Origin of the sequence: Bradyrhizobium sp. LA6.8, assembly GCF_040547935.1 — a bacterium.
Classification (GTDB): domain Bacteria; phylum Pseudomonadota; class Alphaproteobacteria; order Rhizobiales; family Xanthobacteraceae; genus Bradyrhizobium; species Bradyrhizobium barranii.
In genome coordinates, this window is the sequence record NZ_JBEPQQ010000002.1 from 775,065 (window position 1) to 798,905 (window position 23,841).

Annotated in this window: 29 protein-coding genes and 1 pseudogene; 25 read left to right on the plus strand and 5 right to left on the minus strand. The window is 62.7% G+C overall.

The features are described from left to right. Positions 1–62 precede the first annotated feature (62 nt). From ABIA90_RS10720 to ABIA90_RS10745, 6 genes are all read left to right on the plus strand, one after another. Positions 63–428: a response regulator transcription factor gene (locus ABIA90_RS10720; protein WP_063980875.1), complete on the plus strand. Its 366-nt coding sequence runs from the start codon at positions 63–65 to the stop codon at positions 426–428. Between the two features lie 212 nt (positions 429–640). After that, the gene (locus ABIA90_RS10725) at positions 641–1,084 is read left to right on the plus strand and encodes a sigma-70 family RNA polymerase sigma factor (protein WP_223153778.1); all 444 of its coding nucleotides are present in this window, start codon (positions 641–643) and stop codon (positions 1,082–1,084) included. Positions 1,085–1,161: 77 nt separating this feature from the next. Continuing rightward, on the plus strand, positions 1,162–2,121 hold the full coding sequence (egtD, locus tag ABIA90_RS10730) for an L-histidine N(alpha)-methyltransferase (protein ID WP_354118791.1): 960 nt from the start codon (positions 1,162–1,164) through the stop codon (positions 2,119–2,121). 135 nt (positions 2,122–2,256) lie between these two features. Beyond that, complete coding sequence (locus ABIA90_RS10735) at positions 2,257–2,511, plus strand: hypothetical protein (protein WP_063980878.1); 255 nt, start codon at positions 2,257–2,259, stop codon at positions 2,509–2,511. Between the two features lie 37 nt (positions 2,512–2,548). Then, positions 2,549–3,235 carry an HWE histidine kinase domain-containing protein gene (locus ABIA90_RS10740; RefSeq protein WP_354118792.1) on the plus strand — a complete coding sequence of 229 codons (687 nt, stop codon included), beginning with the start codon at positions 2,549–2,551 and terminating at the stop codon, positions 3,233–3,235. A gap of 19 nt (positions 3,236–3,254) precedes the next feature. After that, a complete protein-coding gene (locus tag ABIA90_RS10745; RefSeq protein WP_354118793.1) occupies positions 3,255–3,767 on the plus strand; it encodes a YkgB family protein in 513 nt (170 codons plus the stop codon). A 283-nt stretch (positions 3,768–4,050) separates the two neighbouring features. On the opposite strand, the pseudogene ABIA90_RS10750 reads toward ABIA90_RS10745, so the two are convergent. Continuing rightward, a pseudogene (locus ABIA90_RS10750) lies at positions 4,051–4,323 on the minus strand (TMEM175 family protein); the annotation flags it as partial. A gap of 175 nt (positions 4,324–4,498) precedes the next feature. Here ABIA90_RS10750 and ABIA90_RS10755 point away from each other — a divergent pair. From ABIA90_RS10755 to ABIA90_RS10785, 7 genes are all read left to right on the plus strand, one after another. Then, entirely contained in the window at positions 4,499–6,331 is a 1,833-nt protein-coding gene (locus ABIA90_RS10755) for an ATP-binding protein (RefSeq protein WP_354118794.1), read from the plus strand. Positions 6,332–6,333: 2 nt separating this feature from the next. Beyond that, a complete protein-coding gene (locus ABIA90_RS10760; RefSeq protein WP_166078228.1) occupies positions 6,334–6,948 on the plus strand; it encodes a response regulator transcription factor in 615 nt (204 codons plus the stop codon). Between the two features lie 303 nt (positions 6,949–7,251). Continuing rightward, complete coding sequence (locus ABIA90_RS10765) at positions 7,252–8,220, plus strand: helix-turn-helix transcriptional regulator (RefSeq protein WP_354118795.1); 969 nt, start codon at positions 7,252–7,254, stop codon at positions 8,218–8,220. Between the two features lie 186 nt (positions 8,221–8,406). Then, complete coding sequence (locus tag ABIA90_RS10770) at positions 8,407–9,276, plus strand: alpha/beta fold hydrolase (protein ID WP_354118796.1); 870 nt, start codon at positions 8,407–8,409, stop codon at positions 9,274–9,276. 41 nt (positions 9,277–9,317) lie between these two features. Continuing rightward, positions 9,318–10,292 carry a zinc-binding alcohol dehydrogenase family protein gene (locus ABIA90_RS10775; protein ID WP_354118797.1) on the plus strand — a complete coding sequence of 325 codons (975 nt, stop codon included), beginning with the start codon at positions 9,318–9,320 and terminating at the stop codon, positions 10,290–10,292. Positions 10,293–10,324: 32 nt separating this feature from the next. Further along, positions 10,325–11,095, plus strand: a complete 771-nt coding sequence (locus tag ABIA90_RS10780) for an SDR family oxidoreductase (RefSeq protein WP_354118798.1) — start codon at positions 10,325–10,327, stop codon at positions 11,093–11,095. Positions 11,096–11,218: 123 nt separating this feature from the next. Further along, a complete protein-coding gene (locus ABIA90_RS10785) occupies positions 11,219–11,629 on the plus strand; it encodes a DUF2000 family protein (protein WP_247316165.1) in 411 nt (136 codons plus the stop codon). A 33-nt stretch (positions 11,630–11,662) separates the two neighbouring features. Here ABIA90_RS10785 and ABIA90_RS10790 read toward each other — a convergent pair whose 3' ends face one another. The 4 genes from ABIA90_RS10790 to ABIA90_RS10805 are packed head-to-tail and all read right to left on the minus strand — an operon-like array spanning position 11,663 to position 13,559. Further along, the gene (locus tag ABIA90_RS10790) at positions 11,663–11,875 is read right to left on the minus strand and encodes a hypothetical protein (protein WP_085403506.1); all 213 of its coding nucleotides are present in this window, start codon (positions 11,873–11,875) and stop codon (positions 11,663–11,665) included. Between the two features lie 46 nt (positions 11,876–11,921). Then, positions 11,922–12,188: a DUF6510 family protein gene (locus ABIA90_RS10795; protein WP_224517587.1), complete on the minus strand. Its 267-nt coding sequence runs from the start codon at positions 12,186–12,188 to the stop codon at positions 11,922–11,924. Between the two features lie 5 nt (positions 12,189–12,193). Beyond that, entirely contained in the window at positions 12,194–12,955 is a 762-nt protein-coding gene (locus tag ABIA90_RS10800) for a ferredoxin reductase (RefSeq protein WP_354118799.1), read from the minus strand. Further along, positions 12,942–13,559, minus strand: a complete 618-nt coding sequence (locus ABIA90_RS10805) for a sulfite oxidase-like oxidoreductase (RefSeq protein ID WP_354118800.1) — start codon at positions 13,557–13,559, stop codon at positions 12,942–12,944. The genes ABIA90_RS10800 and ABIA90_RS10805 overlap by 14 nt, the downstream gene beginning before the upstream one ends. A gap of 222 nt (positions 13,560–13,781) precedes the next feature. Here ABIA90_RS10805 and ABIA90_RS10810 point away from each other — a divergent pair, with 222 nt between their 5' ends. The 12 genes from ABIA90_RS10810 (at position 13,782) to ABIA90_RS10865 (ending at position 23,823) form a co-directional block, all read left to right on the plus strand. Beyond that, positions 13,782–15,320 carry an amidase gene (locus ABIA90_RS10810; protein WP_354118801.1) on the plus strand — a complete coding sequence of 513 codons (1,539 nt, stop codon included), beginning with the start codon at positions 13,782–13,784 and terminating at the stop codon, positions 15,318–15,320. Positions 15,321–15,567: 247 nt separating this feature from the next. Continuing rightward, the gene (locus ABIA90_RS10815) at positions 15,568–16,176 is read left to right on the plus strand and encodes a cytochrome P460 family protein (RefSeq protein WP_166078235.1); all 609 of its coding nucleotides are present in this window, start codon (positions 15,568–15,570) and stop codon (positions 16,174–16,176) included. Between the two features lie 24 nt (positions 16,177–16,200). Beyond that, the gene (locus ABIA90_RS10820; RefSeq protein WP_354118802.1) at positions 16,201–16,782 is read left to right on the plus strand and encodes a cytochrome P460 family protein; all 582 of its coding nucleotides are present in this window, start codon (positions 16,201–16,203) and stop codon (positions 16,780–16,782) included. Positions 16,783–16,844: 62 nt separating this feature from the next. Continuing rightward, complete coding sequence (locus tag ABIA90_RS10825; RefSeq protein WP_354118803.1) at positions 16,845–18,119, plus strand: beta-propeller fold lactonase family protein; 1,275 nt, start codon at positions 16,845–16,847, stop codon at positions 18,117–18,119. 111 nt (positions 18,120–18,230) lie between these two features. After that, positions 18,231–19,142: an urease accessory protein UreD gene (locus tag ABIA90_RS10830; protein WP_354118804.1), complete on the plus strand. Its 912-nt coding sequence runs from the start codon at positions 18,231–18,233 to the stop codon at positions 19,140–19,142. Positions 19,143–19,168: 26 nt separating this feature from the next. Continuing rightward, on the plus strand, positions 19,169–19,471 hold the full coding sequence (locus ABIA90_RS10835; RefSeq protein ID WP_028148889.1) for an urease subunit gamma: 303 nt from the start codon (positions 19,169–19,171) through the stop codon (positions 19,469–19,471). 6 nt (positions 19,472–19,477) lie between these two features. Then, positions 19,478–20,056 carry a HupE/UreJ family protein gene (locus ABIA90_RS10840; RefSeq protein ID WP_354118805.1) on the plus strand — a complete coding sequence of 193 codons (579 nt, stop codon included), beginning with the start codon at positions 19,478–19,480 and terminating at the stop codon, positions 20,054–20,056. Next, a complete protein-coding gene (locus tag ABIA90_RS10845; RefSeq protein WP_354118806.1) occupies positions 20,053–20,391 on the plus strand; it encodes an urease subunit beta in 339 nt (112 codons plus the stop codon). The genes ABIA90_RS10840 and ABIA90_RS10845 overlap by 4 nt, the downstream gene beginning before the upstream one ends. Positions 20,392–20,403: 12 nt before the next feature. Then, the gene (gene ureC / locus ABIA90_RS10850; RefSeq protein ID WP_354118807.1) at positions 20,404–22,107 is read left to right on the plus strand and encodes an urease subunit alpha; all 1,704 of its coding nucleotides are present in this window, start codon (positions 20,404–20,406) and stop codon (positions 22,105–22,107) included. Between the two features lie 137 nt (positions 22,108–22,244). After that, entirely contained in the window at positions 22,245–22,829 is a 585-nt protein-coding gene (locus ABIA90_RS10855) for an urease accessory protein UreF (protein ID WP_354118808.1), read from the plus strand. Next, a complete protein-coding gene (gene ureG / locus ABIA90_RS10860) occupies positions 22,826–23,515 on the plus strand; it encodes an urease accessory protein UreG (RefSeq protein WP_354118809.1) in 690 nt (229 codons plus the stop codon). Before ABIA90_RS10855 ends, ureG begins: the two co-directional genes overlap by 4 nt. Beyond that, on the plus strand, positions 23,512–23,823 hold the full coding sequence (locus tag ABIA90_RS10865; protein ID WP_354118810.1) for a chorismate mutase: 312 nt from the start codon (positions 23,512–23,514) through the stop codon (positions 23,821–23,823). Before ureG ends, ABIA90_RS10865 begins: the two co-directional genes overlap by 4 nt. The last annotated feature ends 18 nt before the right edge of the window (positions 23,824–23,841 follow it).

Below are 23,841 nucleotides of genomic sequence, written 5' to 3' on the forward strand. Positions count from 1 at the left end.
CTTCAATCGCCCGTGTTGCGATCGCGTTTCGATGATGATCGCGTCTTGCGAGGGTAAGTCAGGTGAAGGTCCCTTACGTAGGTGTCGTCGATGACGACGAGGCCCTGTGCCTGTCTTTGGTGGATCTGATGCGATCGATCGGCTACCGCTCCGAGCCGTTTGACAGGGCCGAAGCGCTGCTGAGCTACGCCGGCCGGTTCAGCTTCGACTGCATCATTGCCGACGTTCACATGCCTGGAATGGGTGGGCTCAACCTCGTTCGCGAGCTCCAGCAGCAGAAGGTCGGAGCGCCGGTGATTCTCATTACCGCGCTTCCTCACAAGCAGCTGGACGCCGAAGCGGCCTCGATCGGCGCATTCTGCCTTCTCAGAAAGCCGTTCGAAACGAGCGCGCTGCTTGAGTGTCTCGACAGGAGCCTTCGAAGATGAAAGCGCTCTCGGGTGACGACATCACGTCCTCTATGGCGACGCCATCGTCCTGCGGCGACGAGCCCGCGCGTGCACGACCCCGAGGGGATACGGATTCGCCGCGACATGATCGCCGGAAGGCGGCCCGTTGGGAGAGATGGAACGATTGTTCGGAGCGATGGGGCCGGCTTCTGCTTGCGGCGCGAGCAGGGGATGGAGACGCATATGAGCGCTTGCTGCGGGAGCTGGATCTGTGGCTTCGGGCCTACTACGCGCGCCGGCTTCCCTATCCCGCCGCCGACGATGCGAGGCAGGAGGTGCTCCTGGCCATTCACGCGAAACGCCACACGTTTGCGGCCTCGAAGCCCTTCGGCGCCTGGGTCACGGCGATTGCCCGCTATAAATGGGTCGATCGTGTGCGCGATGCGTCTCGCTACAGCGCGCTCGCGCTCGACGAAGACATCGCAATCGAGGATCACGAAGGTGCCGCGATCAGCGCTGCTGCGCTGGACCAGCTGCTCGGCCGGTTGAAGCCTGCGCAAGAGAGCGTGATCCGCCTCGTGAAGCTCAATGGTCTGAGCATCGCGCGAGCGGCCGGTGCGACCGGACAGTCGGCGGCCTTGGTCAAGATCAATATCCATCGTGGCCTGAAGAAATTGTCGACATTGGTCTCCTGACGTCATTGCGGCCGCGGGCCGGGCCGACCGAGACTTCGTGCGAAGGAAAGCCGAAATTGCTTCAACTCCAGAACGAAATGCGATCTACGGTGGCCGAGCTGACGGCGGCGTTCCGCTATGACATCATGGAAGGGCTGAGCCTCGCGCCAAAGGCAATTCCGGCGAGATGGCTTTATGACCGCCGCGGATCGGCTCTGTTTGAAGCCATCACGCTGCTGCCCGAATACTACCCGACACGAACCGAGCGATCGATCCTTGCGTCCGCAGCATCGGAAATCGCCGCGCTCGCGGGGCCGGGCCGCGCAGTCATAGAATTCGGCTCAGGCTCGTCGGCAAAGACGCGACTGTTGCTGGCAGAGGCGGAGCCTTCTGCCTATGTGCCGATCGACATCTCGGGCGAATTCCTCCGGGAGGTTGCGGTAGGCTTGTCGCATGCATTCCCGGGACTGCCGATCTATCCAACCGAGGCCGATTTCACCTATCCCTTTGCGCTGCCGGACGAGATTGCCTCGACTGCGCGCCTTGGCTTCTTTCCGGGGTCGACGATCGGAAACCTCACTGTGCCTGCGGCGGTCGACCTGTTGCGGGCCATGGCGGTGACCCTGGGTGCCGGATCGATGCTGCTGATCGGCATCGATCGTATCAAGGGTCAGGATATTCTGCTGCCGGCATATGACGACACGCAAGGGTTGACTGCAGCATTCAATCTCAACCTCTTGCATCGGATCAACCGCGAGCTGGGCGGCTCGATTCCCCTGGGCGCCTTTCGCCATTTGGCGCGCTGGAATGATGCGGAGGCGCGTATCGAGATGCATCTGGAAGCCACGCGCGACGTCCGCTTCGAGGTCGACGGTCGCGTCTTCTCGTTGTCGAAGGGCGAGACCATCCACACGGAGAACAGCCTCAAATACGGGCGGCGGGATGCCTTCGTCCTGCTGCAGGCCGGCGGATGGCATCCCGTCGCCGATTGGACTGACGACAGCGGGCTCTTCTCGGTCATTCTCGCGGAGCAAAGGCCCGCGCCGGCGGCACCTTAGGATGAATCGGGGGGCGCAGAAGGAATCATTCCAACAATATCGCCTCAATCGGCGCAATCCACGAACAGCGAGGCTCGTACACATGCTGCATAATGTGCGCGTCATCATGGCAATCAACTGCGTTGAGGCGCGACCATGCAACTCCGTTCATCCCTCATCCTGAGCTTCGCCGCCATTCCTCTAACCGCCCTGGCAGATCCGCTCCCGGCGCCGTCGCCGAAAGCGCCGAGCCCGGCTGAGACCGTCCAGGTGCAGCCGCGCGGCAATGAATTCATGCCGAATTCAGTCGCCGAGGATGCGTTGCAGAAGCGCATTACCGACTTCAACCGGAAACTGGAAGGTCTGGACGCAGATCTCGACAAGAAGCTGAAAATCTGCCGCGGGTGTTGATCGAAATCCGGTTCAGCAAACAGCGATAGGTCTGCACATGAGGCACACTGTCACCGGTTCGTTCCACGACGACGGAAGCGGGTGCGCGCACTTTGACCGGATCGCCCCGATCCGGGACGACGAGCTCGAGCTTGTCGTCAGGGAATTGCAGCATCGCATGCGCAATATTCTCAGCATCGTTCTGTGCTTCGTGAACAACACCGATGCGAATACGACCGCCGATTTTCGCGAGGCGCTCTCGGCACGGATCGCGACCCTGTCCGATGCCTACAGGATGATCGAATCCGCGGGAGAGCAGCGCGTGTCTCTCGCGGCGATGCTGGAACGAACGCTCAAGCCGCACGCGATGTTTCACAGGGGCCGCATTCTGCTCGCGGGGCCGGACCTCACGCTGGAGCCGCACATCGCCTTGGCGCTGCACGTCATCATTCACGAGCTGGCTACCAACGCGAGCAAGTACGGCGCGCTGACATCGACGGCAGGAGCCGTCGAGGTGATCTGGGAGAGTCCGCCCTATCTCGGCGGACAAGGTCTTGCGATCCAGTGGCGCGAGCGCGGCGGACCGATTGTGACCAAGCCCGAACGCAGAGGCTTTGGCACGCAACTGATCGCAAGGGCCCTGCCGGGCGCGCAGGTCGATCTCGACTTCGCACCCGACGGTCTTGTCTGCCGGCTTCTGATCGATCTCGGTCAGACGCTGACCACGCAAGGGCCTGTCAGTTAGGATCAGGAGGATCGACACCATGAGTACATTGGCGAGTGCCCCGCGCAAATCATTCGCAAGCAGGCTGCCGATATCGGGGCTGCTTGCGGGAGACATGGATTACCACATCGTCCGGGCGTCGATGGTGATCCTATTCTTCTTCTTCGGCTACCAGAAATGGTGGGCGTACGAGGCGGATCGCCTGGACCCCTTCATCAGCAACGGTCCGCTGATCTGGTGGCTCTATCCCGCTTTCGGCCATCAAGGTGCCAGCTGGTTACTCGGCGTCGCCGAATGGACCTTTGGTGCCTTGATATTCGCGGGCTTCTGGAGCAAGCGGCTCGGCATTCTGGGCGCCCTTGGATCGACCGGTACCTTCATCGCAACAGTCACGATCATTCCGTTTATGCCGGACGGTTGGGACGCTGCTGCGGGCGGCTTTCCGGCGATGACGGGCAACGTTCCGTTCCTGATGAAGGATGTCGTGCTGCTTGCAGTATCGTTGTATCTTCTGAAGCAGGACGTGGCACGTGTCGTGCGACCTGAGGCTTGAGATACACTGCAAGGCAGATGCAGATCATGACCAGCGCGAGCATGGGATAGTGCAACGAGACGGCCGCCGCGGCGAGGAAGCCGAGCAGGGTGGTCAAGGATCGCATGCGCATCATCATGCGCGCCTGGCCCGGGATCGCCTCGATCGCCGGCCGGTCGACGGCTTCCCAGCGCAGCAGCAGATAGGTCGCGTTCACCAGGGCGAATACGCCGGCGTAGACGGTGACGGGCAGCGGCGCCAGCCTTGAGCTCGCGATCCAGGCTGTCGAGAACGGCAGCAGCGATACGGAAAACAGATGAGCGAAGTTTCCCCAGATCAATCGGGGCGTCGCCGCGCTGGCATAGTGCAGAAGATGGTGATGGTTCACCCAGACGATGGCGATGAAGAGATAGCTGACTGCGTAGCCGATGACGGTCGGCCAGAGTTCGAACAGAGCATCGAGGCTCGGAGCGTGTGGCGGGCGCAGGTCCAGGGCGAGAATTGTAATAACGACTGCAAAAACCGCGTCCGAGAGGGCATTCAGGCGTTCTGTCTTCGGAGAGTCCGCGGTCATCATTCCCGTCCTTTGCCGATGCAGGCCTGCGCGGCAGTGTCTCGACCCCCCGATCGGGCCTGAACAGCAGGCGGGTCATGCCGACGGCCAGCGGGGCGCACTCCCGCTGCTTCGCACTTTCGTAGACATTCGGAGCAGCCGTCGCATCGGTTACACCTGCTTCAAAAAAACCGGGGCAATGCGCAACGACGTGCATGGCGCGGGCTCGCGAACCGCGGCTCTCGCGACCAAACTTGGCAACGTTCGCAAGTCCCGTTACATGTTGCGGCGTACTGACGCGCTCTCGTCCCACCCCTCGATACGCAAGCGGCGGGGTGATGCGTCGAGACGTCTGGAAATGATTTTCACGACGAGACATCTCGGTATGAGGCTTGATAACGAGACGCACGAACTCGATCTGGTCGCAAAGGCGTTTCAGATTATCTCGAGAGAAATCAGCTATCAGGGATTGGCCAAGGCTCTCCTCATGGAGGCGCTGAGCTACTCCGGGGCCAGTCGGGGGGCGATCCTGCTCAGCGGACAAAGAGAGTTGCTTGCCAAGGCCGATGCGAGCTTCCCGCGCGAGAGGGCGAACTTCCTTGCCTCCTTCCCGCCGCACGCCGAATTCCGCCTGCCGAGCGACCTCGCCGAACAGGTGCTCGATCGCAAGCAAACGGTCGTGAGGCAGGCCGGCGCGGAGAGCTCGGCACTGATCGATCCCGCAAACCCGCCGTCTGGAAAGATAGCGCAGCTGTGCCTGCCGTTGATTCACCAGCACTGGGCGATCGGCGTCCTCTATCTCGAAGCGGATGGAGATGAGGAGATATTCACGCCGCGATGCGTCTGGGTGACATCCATGCTGGCCAATCAGGCCGCCGTCTCATTCGAATCCGTCCGCCTGTTCGAGGCGCTGCGCGAGACCAACATGTGGATGGTCAGAGGTCAGCAGATCGGCGGGATGGGCAGCTATCGCTGGAACACGCGGACCCTGCTCTCGCGCGGATCGCGCGAATGTTACCGCATCCTGGATATCGACCTGGACGTAAACCCCGTCCCATTCGAGGTGTTCAGGAGCCGGGTCCATCCCGAGGATTATCCCGCGCTGGAGCAGGACCTCACCGAGGCGATCAGCACGAAGTCGCCATTCACCCACGAGTACCGCGTGGTCCACCGGGACGGCAAGACGTTGCATGTCGTGGCCGTCGGGCAATTCGATGAGGGGCCCACGGGAGACCTCGAGCTGGAAGGCATCATCACGGACGTCTCGCAACGGAAGGCGGCGGAGCAGGCTCTCGCCGACGCGCGAAACGAGCTTGCGCGGGCGACGGGTCTGACGTCCCTTGGCGAGCTCGCGGGCTCGATCATTCACGAGATCGATCAGCCGCTGACGGGCATGATCATGAGCGCGGAAGCTTGCCTCCGGTGGCTCGCCCGGGATCCCGTTCAAGCCGGGGAGGCCCGGAAATCGGTCGCGCGCATCATCAGGCAGGCACGTCGAGCTGCGGAGGTTGTGACCGGGGTCCGCTCCCTCGTGCGGGGCACGCAGGTCCATTTTGCCGAGTTCGATATCAACGATGCGGTTGCGGAGGTTCTGCTTCTGTCGAACAGGGAAATCGAGCGTGCCGGGGTCATCGTCCGTACCGACTTCGATCGATCATCGCCTCGTGTCGAAGCAGACCGTGTTCAGGTCCAGCAGGTCGCCCTCAACCTCGTGCGCAACGCGATCGAGGCCATGGCCGCGGTCGAGGACGGGAACCGCATTTTGGCCCTCTCTTCGGGGGTCGCCGATGGTATGATTTCCGTGGCAATCGCGGATACGGGGAGCGGCATCAGCCCGGCTGATAGAGAGCGGGTCTTCGAGACACTCTATACGACGAAGGGAGCGGGACTCGGTCTGGGACTGTCGATCTGCCGCAAGATAGTGAAACTCCACGGAGGACAGCTATGGGTGGAAGAAAACGGGAGGTGCGGAGCGAAGTTCACCTTCGCTCTCCCGCTTCGCCAGGCGGTTCAGACGTCGGAAAGCCGGTAGACATGCCTCCCTCCGGCGTTGTTCATATTGTCGACGATGACCGCGCGGTTCGCGAGTCCCTTGGCGACCTGCTCGAGTCCCTGCACTACAAAGTGGCCTTGTACGGATCTGCTTCGGATTTCCTCAAGGTCGAACTGTCGGATGCCCCTGCGTGTCTGGTGCTCGATGTCAGATTGCCCGGCACGAGTGGCTTGGAGCTGCAGGAGTACCTGACGAAAATCAATGTCGGAATCCCGGTGATTCTGATGACCGCCTTTGGCGACATTCCCATGTCGGTCAGAGGCATGAAGCTGGGGGCGGTCGATTTTCTCACCAAGCCGATACGGGATCAGGATCTTCTCGATGCGATCACGGCCGCGATCCGGAAGGACATCGATCGGCGCGACGACAGCGCGCACCTGGCGCAGTTGCAGGAGAAGTTTGCACTCCTGACCACGCGCGAGCGGCAAGTGATGACGCTGGTGGCATCCGGTCTGATGAACAAGCAGGTCGCCAGCGAGCTCTCGATCAGCGAAGCGACGGTCAAGATGCATCGTGGCAGCGTGATGCGGAAGCTCGGGGCAAAGACCGCGGCAATGCTCGTTCGAATGGCCGAAGCGCTCCAACTCCAGGGCTGAAGCTTCGCGACCGGCATCCCGTGCTGATCATCGCAGCGCCGTCCCTGTACGCGACCCATACCTAAGTATGGGCCGGAACAGCACAAGCGTGAGATTGCCCGCCAGTGCGATGAAAAGCATGTTGCCCCTGTGCGGTGCTGTCAGCCGGCGTTGGCAGCGCGCCTTGACCGGAGAGGTAACGCCACGTGCAGCTTGCGGCTTCAACGCCCGTATCCAGGCGATCAGGGCATCTCCTCCGTGCAGAAATTCGTTGACGATTGGACGCGGCCATCCGGAGCACAGAACAGGGCGACGACGATGGGGATGTACGTATCAAATTCGAGTGAGAGCACGCCAAGGACGGCGGTCTCCGCTTCGCCAATCCGGCCGGTGGATGAGACGCTGTCGTCCAGGCCGTCCGACGCGGCGCTTCATCCGACGGTCAGCATAACGCCCTCCGAGCCGGTGAAGCGCCTTGGGATCGGCTGGCGTTGGTGGTTTTCGGAGAGCGTTCACCTGCCGGTCGGCAACAGGATCGAATTTCGCTTTCAGGGATCGAGACATCTCCTGGCGTTGTACAACGAGGGAGCGCGGAAAAGCGGTGAGACCTCCATCGATGGCCTCTGCTCGTCGAAGCTGCGAGGCTCCGAGCACAGGCTGACCTTTGTCCCGGCGGGACGCGCTTATCGGGAATGGCATGAGACTGCCTCGTCGGCGCAGGTGACCTTCCTCTATTTCGATCCCGCCGCGCTTCACAAGTCCGACGGCGGCGCGGCCGGGCTCGCGCCGAGAATATACTTCGAGGATCCGCTGGTCTGGGAGACCGCCTCAAAATTGAAGAAGGCGATCGAGAGCGCCGAGACGAATTGCGCGCCCTATCTCGAGGCGCTCTGCGGCGTGCTCGCCCACGAGCTGTCCAGGTCCGATCACGATCTTGTTCGCGAGCCGGCAGCGGTCAGTCGTGGAGGTCTCGCAGGCTGGCAGAAGCGTGTCGTGGTCGAGTACGTCGAGGGGCATCTGGGAGAACAGGTCTGCCTCCTGAAGCTCGCCGAACTCGCCAGGCTCAGCGTTCACCACTTCTGCCGTGCATTCAAGAGGTCGTTCGGAATCCCGGCCTACCAGTATCAGGTGCAGCGACGCATGGAGTTCGCCAAGCTGCGGCTGGCGGATCGCGCGGTATCGATTACGGACATCGCACTCAGCCTGGGCTATGCGCAAACGAGCTCCTTCAGCTCCGCCTTTCGCAAAGCGACGGGTTGGACTCCTACGGACTATCGCAGGGAGTTCGAATGAGTAGATCCGAGGGGCGATAGATCGGGCAGAGCAGGCGACAGGCCGTCTCGTACGGGCAGAAATCCCCGGGGAGTCTGTAACCGGATCGTCCCGAGTCACGAATGTCCAGGTGAGACCGCCTCGGATCGGCTGCCATCGGAACATCGATTTCACCGGGCGCAACAGGTGTCGAGGGAGGGACTGCAGATGACGAGCATTCGATACCGCAAGGCGGACGTGGACGGACTGAACGTATTTTACCGGGAGGCTGGACGGGCTGACGCGCCCGCCTTGCTGCTGCTGCACGGATTTCCGACCGCTGGCCACATGTTCCGCGAGTTGATCCCGGCGCTCTCGGATCGCTTCCGACTGGTGGCGCCGGATTTGCCCGGGTTCGGCCAGTCCGACATGCCGGCGCGGGAGAGCTTTGCCTATACGTTCGCTGCGTTGGCGCAGGTGATCGAACGGTTCACGGAAGTCATCGGACTTCCTCGCTTCTCGCTCTACGTCTTCGACTATGGCGCGCCGACGGGCTTTCGGGTGGCCCTTCGACATCCCGAACGCATCGTTTCCATCATCTCGCAGAATGGCAATGCCTATGAGGAGGGATTGAGCGAAGGCTGGAGCCCGATCCGGGCTTACTGGCAAGATGCATCGCAAGCGAATCGGGCGGTGCTACGATCGTTCCTTTCGCCGGAGACGACGGTCTGGCAATACACCCACGGGGTGCCTGACGCCTCCCTGATCTCCCCCGACGGATACACGCTCGACAACCATTATCTCGAGCGCCCTGGCGCGGACGAGGTCCAGCTCGATCTTTTCGGCGACTACAGGACCAACGTCGCCATGTATCCGGAATTCCAGGCCTACTTCCGCAAGCACAAGCCGCCCTTCCTTGCGGTCTGGGGCAAGAACGATCCCTTTTTCCTGCCGGCGGGCGCGAAGGCGTTTCAGCGCGACATGCCGGGTGCGGACGTGCGCTTCTTCGACACGGGGCACTTTGCGCTCGAGACTCATGCGCAGGAGATCGCCGCGGCGATCGGCGATTTTCTTGCCCGGCCGAATTCGAATGGGTAACCGCCGCTTCCCTCGCCGCGAAAAACGTCAGGAGAGCCATCATGCGCGCCATCGTTCTTGAAAAATTCGGTGGTTTGGACAGCCTCGTCTATCGGGATGTTCCGGAGCCGGAGCCGCAGCCTGGTCATGCCGTCATCGAGGTCAAGGGATTCGGCATCAATCATGCGGAAATGCACATGCGCCGGGGCGAATGGGCCGAAGCGGCGCCGATCAGCGGTATCGAATGCGTCGGTCTCGTGAAGTCGTGCCCGGGCGGCGAATTTCCGGTAGGCGCCAAGGTGGCCGCATTGATGGGCGGTCTCGGCCGGACCATCAACGGCAGCTACGCCGAATACACGCGTGCGCCGGTGTCGAATGTCGCATCGATCGATGCGGATTTGCCCTGGGCCGAGCTTGCAGCGATACCCGAAACCTTCGCGACGGCATGGACCTGTCTCTTCCGAAATCTCGATCTCGAGGAAGGTCAGCTTCTCGTCATTCGCGGAGCGACGTCCTCGTTCGGTCAGGCCGCACTCAAGCTTGCGGTCAATGCCGGCGCGCGGGTCATTGCGACGACGCGCAGCCGGGAGCGCTTTGCCATGCTGGAGAAGCTCGGAGCCGCGCGGTGCGAAATTGAACGGCGCGATCTCTCAAGCCATCTGCCCGAGGCGAAGCAGGTCGACGCAGTCCTGGACCTCGTCGGCAACAGCGTCGTGCTCGACTCCCTCGCCATGCTTCGCCGCGGCGGCCGCTCTTGTCTCGCCGGCTGGCTCGGCGGGCTTGATCCGATTCCGGATTTCAACCCGCTGCTGCAGATGCCGAGCGGCGTCTACCTGACCTTCTTCGGCAGCTTCGTGTTCGGCACGCCCGGGTTCCCGCTCGCCGACGTGCCGCTGCGGGAAATCGCCGCCGACGCCGCGGCCGGCCGGCTGGACGTCAAGCCGGCCCGGATCTTTCGCTTCGACGAGATTCGCGAGGCGCATCGCGTCATGGAGGCGAACGAGGCGGTCGGAAAGATGGTCGTCGTTCGCGACTGATATTTACAAGCTTGGTATTGGGGAGGGTTCATATGTCGAAATCAGTCGCCATCGTGACGGGGGCGAGCCAGGGAATCGGCCGGGCGACTGCGGTGCGCCTGGCGCGCGATTTCTCGGCGCTTGCCCTGGTCGCGCGAAACCGCGCCAATCTCGAGGACACCGCAAGGGCGGTCCGGGCCGCCGGCGCCGGGGTGCTGGTGATCGATGCCGATCTGGCCGAACCTCGTGCCGCTCAATCCGTCGTCGACCAGACCTTGGCGGCGTTCGGCCGGATCGATGCCCTGCTCAATATCGCAGGCGCGGTACCTCAGGTCGATCTGTTCGAGACGACGGAGGCACAGTGGGACGCCGGACTGGCGTTGAAGCTGCATGGCGCCAGGCGGCTCACGATCGCCGCCTGGCCGTCGCTCATGGCCGCGAAGGGGGCGGTGGTGTTGATGTCGGGAAACTCGGCCTCCTTCCCCAAGGCGCCCTATGCCGCGGTCGGCACCATCAACGCTGCAATCGTCGCTTTGGCAAAGGCGTTCTCCGACAAGGGAATCAGCGATGGCGTCCAGGTCAACAGCGTCCTGCCGGGGCCGGTGATGACGGGCCGCCGCCGCTCCTACCTCGAGCACTGGGCACCCCTGCACAACATGACCGTCGAGGAAGCTACGGCCAAGTTTCCCAAGGACGCCGGGATCGCGCGTTACGGCGAGCCGGAAGAGATTGCCGAGTTGATGGCGTTCCTCGTATCGCCCGGCGCGCGCTGGATGACCGGCTCGGCATTGCGGATGGACGGCGGCGAGGTGAAGTCGATATAATCGGTTTGCACCCGAAGGGCGTCCGCGTAAGTGGCCCACTTGCAAAAGCGTTCGATGCGCGCAAGCATGGAGTAAGGGCTCTTTCGCTCTTCGCGAGCGCTGAGGAATAGCGACAAAACCGTCATGCAGTTTGACACCAAGATCGCGGTCGTGGTCCGCACCGACCTTGAGCCGTGGCAGAAGCTGAACGTGGCCTCTTTCCTCGCCGGCGGGATCGCGGCGGCTTTCCCGGCCTGCATCGGCGACCCCTACGAAGACGGCTCCGGGACGAAATATCTGCCGTTGATCGGCCAGCCCATCCTGATCTATGGTGCCGACCGCGCGGCGCTATCACGCGCGCTCGATCGCGCACTGACGCGCGGAGTGACGCCGGGGCTCTATACCGAGGACATGTTCAGGACCGCTCACGACGCCGCCAACCGCGAAGTCGTGAAGGCGGTTTCCCGCACAGACCTGAATCTGGTTGGGATTTCCATGCGCGCCGAGCGCAAGGTGATCGACAAGATCGTCGACGGGTTGAAATTTCACGGCTGACGCTTCCCGATATGCTCCGACCGGCCGGCCCTTTCAGTCTTCGCCGGATCTGGCTCTGAGGAGCTCGTCGCGGCGCCTGATCAGAATCTCGAGCCGTGCGGCCTGATCGTCAATTCGCTGGCCGACAAGCTCTTCGCTCATCGCGGCGAGATGTGAGGCGGATTGTTCAATCAGCTCACGAAGCTTCGCCGCCGTGGCGGCAATCTGGCGCTCGATTTCAGCGAGGTGGATGTCTTCACCGTGCATGGCGGGTCTTTGATTTCGGGGCTTGGCGGGCGATCGGGTGCGGCATTCAGAAGTACAGGTGCCGGGCACCGTGCATTTCAAGGACACATCCCCTCTGAGTGCGCGTCGCCTTCATCAGATCGCTTCCGCAATCGGCGCATTTGACGAGCGCCTCCAGCGGCCCGCCGTCGACGGCGAGAGAGCCAAGGCAGGACACGGTGTTGCATGCCGCGCACCGGATCTTCGTCAGGGTGATGTCAAAGGCAAAGGCTTCCTGAAGCAAGTGTGTGCCGGGATCACCGCCAAGAATGAGGTCGGCGATGTTGTCTGCCATGGCGATCATGCTCCTGTTGGCCCGAAACGTTCGGTTCTTATGGCGAGAGGGTCGAAGCCGAGCTTCACGAGCATGCTCGCGATGCCTTCGACAAACCCGGTGGGACCGCAAATGAAGAATGTGGGATTCTCCTCGCGCGTAAAGCTGTTCTCTGCGAGCAGCGCCTCGTTGACCCGTCCCCGATGTCCGTTCCAGTCGCTCGGATGCTCGCGGGTGAGCGCATAGACCAGGCGCAGGTCACGATCGCCGTGAGCCATCATATCGAGTTCATCGCGGTACACGATGTCGGCAAGGCTGCGTGCCGAATAGATCAATGATGCCGGTATGGGTGCGAGCGACGTCCTGCGGTGGCGCAACATGGCCATCAAAGGCGTAATCCCGGTGCCACCCGCGACCAGGCAAATCGGCCCACCGCGCGTTTGGCTCCAGATGAAATGCCGCCCAATGGGTCCACGAAATTCGAGAGCGTCGCCAACCCGCAAATCGTCGAGGAGATAGGAGGACACCTCACCGTCCTCGACCCGTTCCACGGTGAGAGTGAGCAGTTTCTCTTCCGGAGGCGACGCGATCGAGTAGCTTCGTTCGGCCTGATAGCCGTCATCGGCCGTGAGACGGATGTCGACGTGCTGGCCGGGCCAGTGCCCGGACCAGTTGGCCGGCTGCAGGATGATGCTCTTCACCCGGCTTGTTTCAGCCAAGATGGCGTGCACGCGACCGGTCTGCCACGCGATCCTGGGCTGCTGCAGAGGCGCATCAGTCGCCGTCATAACGTTGCTCCCGCCAGGGATCGCCATAGTTGTGATAACCACGCGATTCCCAGAACCCGGGCTCGTCCTTGGGCATGAAGCGGAGCCTTCGCAGCCACTTTGCGCTCTTCCAGAAGTAGAGATGCGGCACCAGAAGTCGCGCGGGGCCGCCGTGCGCCGGGGCGAGCGGCAGACCCTCATAGCGGGTCGCGATCATCGCCTTTCCCGCGACCAGGTCGGCCACCGGAAGGTTCGTGGTGTATCCGCCGTCGCAATGCGCCATGACATAGGCGTCCGGCGGCTCGCTCAGCCCGACCACCTTGAGAAGATCGTCGAAGCTGACGCCCTGCCAGACTGTGCTGAGCTTGGTCCATTTGGTGACGCAGTGAATGTCGACCGTGATCGTGGTCTGGGGCAGTGCCTCGAATTCGTCCCAGGTCCATTTCCCCAGCAACGATCCGCCGAGTTGAAGCGCAATCTTCCAGTCGACGACACGGATCTCCGGCGTGGGTCCGGCGGACAGCACCGGGAAGTCGGTCGTCAGATACTGACCCGGTGGCAGCCGGGCGCCTTCGGGTGTCTGTCGCTTGGATTTGAAGCCGCGAGAAACGGGAGGTCGGTCCATGGAAGCGTGCCCTTGTGCAGTGACGCGCAGGATGTCCCAACGGGCGTCGGCTTAACCTGCAGCCCACGTCAGCGCACATGAACCCTGAGCGATGCCTTGTCGATGGCCGTCGCGGTGAATGCATCAAGATTGCGAAAGACGAAGCAATCACGGCTGCGCAGGCAAGAACTGTTTCAATGTCAAATGCGGCTTCGTCCTGAAGTGGTTCAGAAGGAGGAGACGATGTCGAGCGTGAGCCGGTCCTTGCATTCCGACGAACTCGCTTACCTCACCGCGCACGAACTGGCAGCTCGCATCCGGCGACGTGATCTGTCGCCGGTTGACGTGGTCGATGCGTTCATCCGGCGCATCGAAGCGCGCAACCCGAGCCTGAATGCGCTGGTTTATCTCGATTTCGACGGCGCCCGCACGAGGGCGAAAGAGGCCGAGCGCGCATTGGTCGCAGGCGAGTCGTGGGGCCCACTCCACGGCATTCCGTCGGCGCTCAAGGATCTGTTCGACTTCAAGCCGGGCTGGCCTGCGAGCCTGGGCGGCATCCGCGCGCTCAAGCACCACGTCGTGAACGGTTACTGCGTGTTCTGCGAGCGCATGGAGAAGCGTGGGGGTGCCGTGTTCCTCGGCAAGACCAACAGCCCTCTCATGGGATTCCGGGGCACCTGCGACAACTACCTGTTTGGTCCCACGCGCAACCCGTTCAATCTTGCCAAGAACACGGGCGGCTCATCCGGAGGAAGCGCCGCGGCGGTCGCCGATGGACTGCTACCCATTGCAGAAGGTACGGATGCCGGCGGCTCGATACGAATCCCTTCCGCCTGGTGTGGGGTCTATGGCTACAAGGCGTCGTTCGGACGCGTGCCGTTCCTCGTGCGTCCCAACGCGTTCGGCGTGGCCGACTCTCCGTTCCTGTTCGAAGGGCCGATCACACGGACGGTCGAAGATGCCGCCATTGCGCTGAACGTACTTGCCGGCCCTGATCCGCGAGATCCCTTCAGCCTGATCGAGCCGCCTGTCGACTTCACTGCGGCGACCCGTCGTTCGATCCGGGGCCTCAAGATTGCCTATAGTCCGGATCTGGACGTCTTTCCGGTCGACGGAAAGGTCGCGGCGACGGTCCGCCGTGCGGTACAGGCGTTCGAGGAAGCCGGCGCTCACGTGGAGGAAGTGAAGCTCGGCATCGTCCGCTCGCAACGGGAGCTGAGCGACGTCTGGTCGCGTCTCTACATGCTTCTGAACCTGCAGGCGATCGAGACCATGAAGCGCGACGGCATCGATCTGTTCGGCAAGCATCGCGACGACTTTCCGCCTGAATACATGGATTGGGTCGAGAAGACCAATCGCATGTCGGGGCTCGATTTCTTCCGCGACCAGGCCGTCCGGTCGGAGGTTTACGATGCCTTCCAGAACGTCCTTGAAAGATTCGATCTGTTGGTCACGCCGACCGTCGCGTGCCCGCCGGTCGACAACGCCAGCGACGGCAACACGGTTGGACCGAAGTCGATCAATGGTGTCGAGATAGATCCTCTGATCGGATGGGGCCTGACCTACTTCGTCAACTTTACGGGCCATCCGGCAGCCTCGATTCCGGCGGGTCTGTCCGACGGTCTTCCGGTCGGGATGCAAATCATAGGTCGGCGAAACGCCGACTTCGACGTGCTGGCCGCGAGCGCGGCCTTCGAGCGGCTTCGCCCCTGGCAGGACAATTACCGGATCTGCCGCGAGCGCCCCCTGAGAGCAGCCCCGCTTTCAGACCTCACCCGCTGACCTTGCACCCTCTCGGTCGTTTCCATGGCCGTCCGCGCCGCGATCGCGGCGCCGATTGGGGCCGCGCGTCTTGCGTCCGCAGCGTCAACCTCTTCACCGATCGCAGGTTCGGCACAGAATGCATCAAGATGGCCAAAGCGGAAGCAATCCCCAGCGCGCAGGATCTTCCGCGACTGGCTAAGTCATCTTTCGACAGGTCAATCGTGCCGGCGCCTCGCGCGTTCGGCCGCAGTCGCGGGAGAAGACAATGCGCGTGAGAGTCCAGGCAGCAGCGGCGGTCATCGTAGGCAGTGCGGTCGCAACGATCCTGTTCTTCGGATCGCTCAAGGATAGCAATGCCCAGAGCAATACGCGCTATCTGCCGGAATACACCGCGGACGGGCAGTTGCTCCTGCCGAAGAATTTCCACGAGTGGGTCTATGTCGGATCGCCGCTGACGCCAAATGCCCTCAACGGCGGACAGGCGAACTTCCCGGAATTCCACAACGTCTATATCGAGCCGGGCTCGTACGCGATCTACAAGAAGACCGGCGAATTCCCCGAGGGGACGATCCTGTTCAAGGAGCTGCAGCTGACGTTGCCGCAGGAGAATGCCGACGGCTCGCGAACGGAAGCGTCGGGGCGTGGTTACTTCCCGGGCAAGTGGAACGGCGCCGACGTGACCGTCAAGGACTCGAAGCGCTTCGCCGACACCAACGGGTGGGGCTATTTCAACTTCAATCACCACGAACCGAAGGCGTCGATGGCCAAGGTGAAGTCGAAGGACGAGTGCGCCTACTGCCATATCGCCAACGCCAAGAAGGACGAGGTCTGGACCCAGTTCTATCCGCTGCTGGACAACAAGGACGCGCGGTGACCGCGTGATCGGCGGAAGGTCGGCATGAAAATCCTCAAAGCCGCTTGTGTCGCCGTCGTCGTGATCCTCGGGATCGCGTCCGCGGTCAGGCAGTCACAGTTGCGGGCGAACGCGGCGGATGGCGTTTCGATCGGTGCGAGCGTTGCCGACCGCGACGGGCATCTGCACGTGCCCGATGATTATCGTACGACCTATCAAATCCTCGGAAGCTGGGCGATTGCGGCAGACGACACTCACGGCTCGAAGGAGCTTCACGTCGTGTACGCCTCGCCCGGAGTGATCGACGCCTATCGGAAGGACAAGCGCTTCCCGGACGGAGCGGTGCTGGTCAAGGAGGTGTTCAAGGCGGCGACCTCTGAAATGACGACCGGTACCGTCAGCCGCGCCGATGCTTTGAAGGGGTGGTTCGTCATGGTGAAGGACTCCGCGAACCGTCACCCGGAGAGCGCGTTGTGGGGCGACGGCTGGGGATGGTCCTGGTTCGACGCGGGCGATCGCTCGAAAACGACGACGACGAATTACAGGGCCCAATGCCAGGCGTGCCATGTGCCCGTGCGGACGTCCGACTGGGTTTACGTCGATGGATACCCTCCGCTGAAGCCATAGCGATGGTGCAGGTCACCGAAAGTCATTCGATTTACCAAAGCCAATCATCAAAGGAGCGAGAGATGGCTAAAGAGGCGACGACGAGCGAGATGGGAATGTCGAAGGGGCAGACTGGCCATCTCTATATCCAGACCAATGAGATCGATAACGCCATTATTCACTACACGCGGCAGGCGGACGGCAAGCTGGCCGAGGTCGCGCGTATCAAGACGGGCGGCGCCGGCTCCGGTGAATTCAAGCCGATCAGCGGCCAGGACAGCGCGCCCAACTCTTACGAGGGTGCAGGAAGCGTCATCATTACATCCGATCGGCGCTTTTTGTTTGCGACCAATGGCGGAGACAATTCCGTTTCGAGCTTCCGCCTGGAGAGCGACGGTCGTCTCACGCTGCTCGACGTGAAGTCGACCGGCAACCCGGTCGAGGGCAGGAGCGGCACGGCCAAATCGCTGGCTTTCGCTCCGTCGACGCGCACCCTCTTCGTGCTGCACGCGTTCGGACCGGATCACCTTCGGCTGATGTCGGTCGATGCCGAAGGCATGCTCAAGACGCGGCCCGAGCGATACACGGTGAACACGTACAGCAAGCGGAATCGTGTCTCCACCATGGTCGTGGTCTCGCCCAACGAGGAGCTTGTGCTTGTCGGCACCACTTTCGATGAGCCGATCGCGCTCACCGGCCTGTATCCCGACGGCTCGCCGATTCTCTGGGTCCAGCGCGCCGGCGGCGCGTTGCACTCGATCGCGTCGAATGCACCGGATCCGGACGGCCTTGCCGTGTTCGCCCTGCAAAAGGACGGCTCGCTCGGCACGGCCAGGTTCTACGATGCGAAGGGCGGTTCTCCGTTCTACATCGCGTTCCTGAATCAGCGTCCGAATACGTTCGTGATCGGCTATGCCGTCGGTGACGGATGCTCCATCTGCACCATCGAGAAGAACGGATCGATCGAGATCGGACCGCTCGTCAAGATCGACACCAGCGCGGGCCTGCCGTCCGAGCTGTGCTGGCTGGCCATCGCGCCCGATGATCGCACGATCTACGCAACGAACTTCGGCTACAGCAACATCAGCAGCTACCGCATCAATGGTAGCGGCCTTGAGATTGCGTGCGATCCGGCGTGTCCGAAGGTCCCCGGCGACGGCACCGCGAGGGGATTGAACGGAACCGTGACGAGCGGTCCCAGCGATAGCTGGATCTCGCCGGACGGCGCCTATCTCTATCAGATCTACGGCAACGCCTCGAAGCTGGTCAGCTACAGCACCCAGCCGGACGGTTCGCTGAAGGAGATCGGCAGCGTCAAGATCCCGTACAACGGCTCCCAGGGTCTTGCGGGTTTCTGATCCCGGTTTCACGACATGAGGTCCGGGCGTGGTCGGCATTGCCGTTCCACGCCCGGCCTCTCCCTCGCCGATATGCGAGACACACACGGTCAATCATGAGCCCCGAGACGGATGTTTGAAGCAATTCACGAGCGCTCTCGCGGGACATCCGCGGCTCATCCCGGCCATCCGGGAGAAGGGCAGAGCGCCACGGAAAAATTCGATCTGCAGCGCGCTGTCGGGGAAGCTCGCGTGGTGTTCTCCGGCGCCGCAAACGGCACGGAGATCATCGACGTCTATCAGAAGTTTCCGATGGCCGTTGCCTTCCCGAATGTCGACGATCGTCGGCGCAAGGAGGCGGTCCTCATCAATACCTCGGGCGGTGTCGCAGGTGGCGACGAGATCAGGATCGAGGTGGTCGCTCAAGGCAATGCGTCGGTCGCGGTGACCACGCAGGCCGCGGAGAAGGTCTATCGGGCGCTGGATCGGCCTGCCCGAATCCGGACGCGGTTAAGGGCGGAGGGAAATGCCCGGCTTGCGTGGCTTCCACAAGAGACGATCGTCTTCAACCAGGCGCGCATCGCGCGGCACACCGAGATCGATGTGTGCTCGGGCTCCGAATTGATTGCCCTTGAGTGGCTGGTTCTTGGCCGCATCGAGAGCGGCGAGGAGGTTCTTGCCGGACATATCCTGGACAGTTGGCGCGTCAGGGTCGACGGCCGTCTGGTATGGGCGGATGGCTTCCTCGCCTCCGACCAGGCGCTCCTGCAGCTTCGGAAGACGGCGCTGCTCTCGAACTGGAAGGCGATCGCGACAATGATCTATTTCGGTCCGGGTCTCGAGGCCCGGCTCGAGAGATTGCGCGAGATCGGTGCTTCGCTGGAATGCGCGTGCGGCGTCACGATCGTGGGCGCGATCATTGTGGTCCGGATCGCCGCGATTGCAAGCGTGGATCTCAGGCGAGGTCTGCGCCGCTTCCTCGATCAACTCGACCATGAACTCGGATCCGGTCCCTTCGGAGTGCCGAAGATGTGGTCCTGTTAGCAGCGCGGCCAAGTGGGAGGAGCATCTTGAATCTGACGCCACGGGAACGAGACAAGCTGATGATCGCCCTCGCCGCGATCGTTGCGCGCGGCCGGCTCGCGCGAGGCGTCAAGCTGAATTATCCCGAAAGCATCGCATTGATTTCGGATGCCATCATGGAAGGCGCCCGCGACGGACGATCGGTCGCGGATCTGATGTCCGAAGGCGGCCGGCTGCTGCGCCGCGACCAGGTCATGGAGGGCATCCCGGAAATGATCCGCGAGATCCAGGTGGAGGCAACGTTTCCGGACGGGACCAAGCTTGTCCCGGTGCACAACCCGATCCGATAGGAGCTGATGATGCGCATCATCCCGATTTGCGTCGCCGCGTTGAGTCTGCTTGCGGCGCCGGCCTTCGCTCATCCCATTCCGGGTGCGGGCAGTTCGTTCGACGCCGGTCTCGTCCATCCGTTCAGCGGCGCGGATCATCTGATTGCGATCACCTTGGTGGGAACGTGGAGCGCGCTCGTGGGCGGATCCGCGAGAGCCGTGTGGCCGCTGACCTTTCTGATCGCGATGCTGGGCGGCTTCGCCGCGGCAAGCGCAGGACTTCAGATGGGCTTTGTGGAGGCAGCGATCAGCCTCTCGGTGGTGGCGCTGGGAGCGTTCGTCGCGTTCGAATTCAGGATGCCCGTCATGCTGGGCGCGGCGGCTGTCGGCCTGTTCGCGTTCTTCCATGGTCACGCCCACGGAACTGAAGCCGCCGCGATGCTTGTTCCCTACGTGATCGGCTTCACGACGGCGACCGCCGCTCTTCTCCTGACCGGCATGGTCATCGGGCTCTGGGGAGGACACGCGGCCAGAAGAAGCTTGCTTCGCGCGGCGGGCGTTTGCGCCGGGCTTGTCGGGCTGCTGCTGCTTGGAGGCGTGGCATGATTCCCGGGGAGGTCATTCCGGCCGGCGGCGACATCGTCCTGAACGGGGACAGGACCGGACCATCGATTGCGGTCGCCAACACCGGCGACCGGCCGGTCCAGGTGGGCAGCCATTATCACTTCGCCGAAGTGAACGCCGCACTCGTGTTCGATCGATCCCTTGCCCGTGGCTGCCGCCTCGATATCCCGGCCGGGACGGCCGTGCGGTTCGAGCCGGGTCAGTCGCGCGAGGTCTCATTGATTCCGTTTGCCGGAGCGCGGCGCATCTACGGCTTCAGCGGCGGCGTGATGGGACCTCTGGAATCGGCGACCGATGCGTCCGGCGCCAACGAATAAGGTGAGGAAGACATGTCCCACACGATGAGCCGCGCGGCCTACGCGCAGATGTTCGGCCCCACGGTCGGCGACAGGGTGCGCCTGGCGGATACCGACCTGTTCATCGAGCCCGAGAGGGACCTCACGATCTATGGCGAGGAGGTCAAGTTCGGCGGCGGCAAGGTCATTCGCGACGGCATGGGACAATCGCAGCTCACGCGCGCGCAGGGGGCGGTCGATACGGTCATTACCAACGCGCTGATCCTCGATCACTGGGGAATCGTCAAGGCCGACATCGCGATCAGGGACGGGCTCATTGCCGCCATCGGCAAGGCGGGCAACCCCGACATTCAGCCGGGTGTCTCGATCATCATTGGGCCGGGGACGGAAATCATCGCGGGCGAGGGCAAGATCATCACCGCCGGCGGAATGGATACGCACATTCATTTCATCTGCCCCCAGCAGATCGACGAGGCGCTTTTCTCGGGCGTCACGACCATGATGGGTGGCGGCACCGGACCCGCCGCTGGGACGACGGCGACCACCTGCACGCCGGGGCCATGGCACATCCATCGGATGCTCGAGGCGCTGGATGGGTTCCCGATGAACTTCGGCATTTTCGGCAAAGGCAATGCGAGCCTACCCGCGGGCCTGGTCGAGCAGATCGAAGCCGGCGCGTGCGGCCTGAAGCTGCACGAAGACTGGGGCGCAACGCCCGCATCGATCGACTGCTGTCTCTCTGTCGCCGACGACATGGACGTGCAGGTCATGATCCACACCGATTCCCTGAACGAAGGCGGGTTCGTCGAGCGCACGATCGCCGCGTTCAAGGGCAGGACGATCCATGCGGCCCATACGGAAGGGGCCGGCGGCGGGCATGCGCCTGATATCATCAAGGTCTGCGGCGAGAGCAACGTCATTCCGGCCTCGACAAATCCCACGCGCCCCTACACTGCGAACACGCTCGACGAAGCACTCGACATGCTGATGGTGACCCACCATCTGGACCGCCGCATTCCGGAGGATGTCGCCTTCGCGGAGAGCCGCATCCGAAAGGAGACGATCGCCGCCGAGGACATCCTGCACGACCTCGGCGCGTTCTCGATCGTGTCGTCGGATAGCCAGGCGATGGGGCGCGTCGGCGAGGTGATCACGCGGACGTGGCAGACCGCCGACAAGATGAAGAAGCAGTTCGGGCGGTTGCCGGAGGAGACCGGGCAGAACGACAATTTCAGGGCGCGGCGCTACGTCGCGAAATACACGATCAATCCGGCCATCGTGCAGGGAATGTCACGCCATGTCGGTTCGGTCGAGGTCGGGAAGCTCGCGGACATCGTCGTATGGGATCCGGCGTTCTTCGGCATCAAACCCGACATGGTCCTGAAATCCGGCATGATCGTCGCCGCGATCATGGGCGACCCCAATGCGTCGATACCGACGCCTCAGCCGGAATATTACCGGCCGATGTTCGGGGCCTTCGGCCGTTCTCCCGGCAGAAATTCGGTGACCTTCGTCAGTCAGGCCTCGCTCGAAACGACGAGGCAATTGGGCCTGGCAAAGCAGCTCCTGCCGGTCTCGAACACGCGATCGATCGGCAAGCATTCCATGATCCTCAACGACGCGCTGCCCCGCATGGAGGTCGATGCCGAAACCTACGAGGTGCGGGCCGACGGACGGCTGCTCACGTGTCCGCCGGTGAATGTGGTCCCGATGGCGCAGCGCTATCTCATGTACTGACGCGTTGCCGGCATGGTGGTGCGATGACAGAACAGACTTATGGACATACGGCGCTGGCGTTCCTGAGGCTGCAGAGCTGGCTCTCGCCGTCGTTCCCGAACGGGGCCTACAGCTACTCGCACGGACTGGAGTGGGCCGTGGAGGCCGGCTATGTCTCCGATCGGCGCAGCCTGGTCGATTGGCTCGAGGCCGACCTTTGCTATGGCTCCGGCCGAAACGAAGCCATCTTCTTCAGCGAAGCCCACCGATGCGTGGCCGAGGGCGCCGAGGACCAGCTCCCGGAGCTGGCCGAACTCGCCGCCGCTTCCCGCGGCACATCCGAATTCGTGCTCGAATCCGCACAGCAATCGTCCGCGTGCCTTACGACCCTTCGCAGTGTCTGGCCGGATCGAATTCTGGACATGTTCTCCGACCCGAAATGTCCGCCGGTGCTGGCTGTCCTGCTCGGAGCGCGAGCGGCGCGCGAACGGATTGCCGTCGACATCGCGCTGCCGGCATTCCTGCACAGCTACATCGCCAATCTGGTGAGCGCGGGCGTGCGATTGGTGCCGCTCGGTCAGACCGATGGTCAGCTTGCCATCGCGGCGCTCGAGCTGCCGATCCTGTCGCGCAGTGAAATCGCAAGCCGTGAGACGGTCGAGGATCTCGGTTCGGCGGGCCTGATGGTCGAGCTCGCGTCCATCGCACACGAGCTCCAATATACGAGGTTGTTTCGGTCATGAAGACGATTGAACGCGAGAGCAGTTCTCTCCGCACACCCGGCATTGCGGCAACCAACGGGCCGCTGCGCGTCGGCATCGGCGGTCCGGTCGGTTCCGGAAAGACGGCGCTGGTCGAGGCGTTATGCAAGCACCTGCGCGATTTCTACGAGATCTACGTCATCACCAACGACATCTACACCAAGGAGGATCAGCTCATCCTGACCCGTGCGCAGGCATTGGCGGCAGAGCGCATCATGGGGGTGGAGACGGGTGGCTGTCCGCATACGGCCATACGGGAGGACGCCTCGATGAACCTGGCGGCGATCCACGACATGAACCTGAAGTTTCCGGACGCGGAGCTTTGCTTCGTCGAGTCGGGTGGCGACAATCTCGCCGCCACCTTCAGCCCGGAGCTTGCGGACCTGACCGTCTACGTGATCGACGTCGCCGCAGGAGAGAAGATCCCGCGCAAGGGAGGGCCGGGGATCATGCGATCCGATTTGCTGGTCATCAACAAGATCGACCTGGCTCCCATGGTGGGCGCAAATCTGGAGATCATGGAAGCGGACGCGCGGCGGATGCGAGGCGCGCGACCGTTCATCTTCTCCAATCTGAAGAGTGGCCAAGGTGTCGACGAGATCGCGGGCTTCATTCTGCAGAAGGGCGGGTTGTCCGCCGCGACGCTGCCTGGAGGTGCCGATCGATGACGTATGATGACCAGGAGTTTGCCGGCGATCTCGCTAGGCTGCGCCGCAGCATCGACAATCTGGATGCAGCGATGGTGCACCTGCTCGCAGAACGCTTTCGCTGCACGGATGCGATCGGAAAGCTCAAGGCCAGACATGGACTGGAGTCCCGGGATCCCAGACGTGAAGCGGCGCAATTGAAGCGGCTTCGCATGCTCGCCGCACAGAGCGGGCTCGATCTGGATTTTACCCGGAAGCTGCATGCCCTGGTCGTGCGAGAGGTCATCACCAATCATGAGGCGGTGAAGTTCGAGTCGGGAGCCGGCTAGAGCCGCCAACCCCGGGAG

What these genes read in the sequence shown, in the direction of transcription:
- egtD (WP_354118791.1), top strand. Translation starts at nt 1,162, where the DNA reads ATGCGATCTACGGTGGCCGAGCTGACGGCGGCGTTCCGCTATGACATC.
- ABIA90_RS10735 (WP_063980878.1), top strand. Translation starts at nt 2,257, where the DNA reads ATGCAACTCCGTTCATCCCTCATCCTGAGCTTCGCCGCCATTCCTCTA.
- ABIA90_RS10740 (WP_354118792.1), top strand. Translation starts at nt 2,549, where the DNA reads ATGAGGCACACTGTCACCGGTTCGTTCCACGACGACGGAAGCGGGTGC.
- ABIA90_RS10745 (WP_354118793.1), top strand. Translation starts at nt 3,255, where the DNA reads ATGAGTACATTGGCGAGTGCCCCGCGCAAATCATTCGCAAGCAGGCTG.
- ABIA90_RS10755 (WP_354118794.1), top strand. Translation starts at nt 4,499, where the DNA reads ATGCGCAACGACGTGCATGGCGCGGGCTCGCGAACCGCGGCTCTCGCG.
- ABIA90_RS10760 (WP_166078228.1), top strand. Translation starts at nt 6,334, where the DNA reads ATGCCTCCCTCCGGCGTTGTTCATATTGTCGACGATGACCGCGCGGTT.
- ABIA90_RS10765 (WP_354118795.1), top strand. Translation starts at nt 7,252, where the DNA reads ATGTACGTATCAAATTCGAGTGAGAGCACGCCAAGGACGGCGGTCTCC.
- ABIA90_RS10770 (WP_354118796.1), top strand. Translation starts at nt 8,407, where the DNA reads ATGACGAGCATTCGATACCGCAAGGCGGACGTGGACGGACTGAACGTA.
- ABIA90_RS10775 (WP_354118797.1), top strand. Translation starts at nt 9,318, where the DNA reads ATGCGCGCCATCGTTCTTGAAAAATTCGGTGGTTTGGACAGCCTCGTC.
- ABIA90_RS10780 (WP_354118798.1), top strand. Translation starts at nt 10,325, where the DNA reads ATGTCGAAATCAGTCGCCATCGTGACGGGGGCGAGCCAGGGAATCGGC.
- ABIA90_RS10785 (WP_247316165.1), top strand. Translation starts at nt 11,219, where the DNA reads ATGCAGTTTGACACCAAGATCGCGGTCGTGGTCCGCACCGACCTTGAG.
- ABIA90_RS10790 (WP_085403506.1), bottom strand. Translation starts at nt 11,875, where the DNA reads ATGCACGGTGAAGACATCCACCTCGCTGAAATCGAGCGCCAGATTGCC.
- ABIA90_RS10795 (WP_224517587.1), bottom strand. Translation starts at nt 12,188, where the DNA reads ATGGCAGACAACATCGCCGACCTCATTCTTGGCGGTGATCCCGGCACA.
- ABIA90_RS10800 (WP_354118799.1), bottom strand. Translation starts at nt 12,955, where the DNA reads ATGACGGCGACTGATGCGCCTCTGCAGCAGCCCAGGATCGCGTGGCAG.
- ABIA90_RS10805 (WP_354118800.1), bottom strand. Translation starts at nt 13,559, where the DNA reads ATGGACCGACCTCCCGTTTCTCGCGGCTTCAAATCCAAGCGACAGACA.
- ABIA90_RS10810 (WP_354118801.1), top strand. Translation starts at nt 13,782, where the DNA reads ATGTCGAGCGTGAGCCGGTCCTTGCATTCCGACGAACTCGCTTACCTC.
- ABIA90_RS10815 (WP_166078235.1), top strand. Translation starts at nt 15,568, where the DNA reads ATGCGCGTGAGAGTCCAGGCAGCAGCGGCGGTCATCGTAGGCAGTGCG.
- ABIA90_RS10820 (WP_354118802.1), top strand. Translation starts at nt 16,201, where the DNA reads ATGAAAATCCTCAAAGCCGCTTGTGTCGCCGTCGTCGTGATCCTCGGG.
- ABIA90_RS10825 (WP_354118803.1), top strand. Translation starts at nt 16,845, where the DNA reads ATGGCTAAAGAGGCGACGACGAGCGAGATGGGAATGTCGAAGGGGCAG.
- ABIA90_RS10830 (WP_354118804.1), top strand. Translation starts at nt 18,231, where the DNA reads ATGTTTGAAGCAATTCACGAGCGCTCTCGCGGGACATCCGCGGCTCAT.
- ABIA90_RS10840 (WP_354118805.1), top strand. Translation starts at nt 19,478, where the DNA reads ATGATGCGCATCATCCCGATTTGCGTCGCCGCGTTGAGTCTGCTTGCG.
- ABIA90_RS10845 (WP_354118806.1), top strand. Translation starts at nt 20,053, where the DNA reads ATGATTCCCGGGGAGGTCATTCCGGCCGGCGGCGACATCGTCCTGAAC.
- ureC (WP_354118807.1), top strand. Translation starts at nt 20,404, where the DNA reads ATGTCCCACACGATGAGCCGCGCGGCCTACGCGCAGATGTTCGGCCCC.
- ureG (WP_354118809.1), top strand. Translation starts at nt 22,826, where the DNA reads ATGAAGACGATTGAACGCGAGAGCAGTTCTCTCCGCACACCCGGCATT.
- ABIA90_RS10865 (WP_354118810.1), top strand. Translation starts at nt 23,512, where the DNA reads ATGACGTATGATGACCAGGAGTTTGCCGGCGATCTCGCTAGGCTGCGC.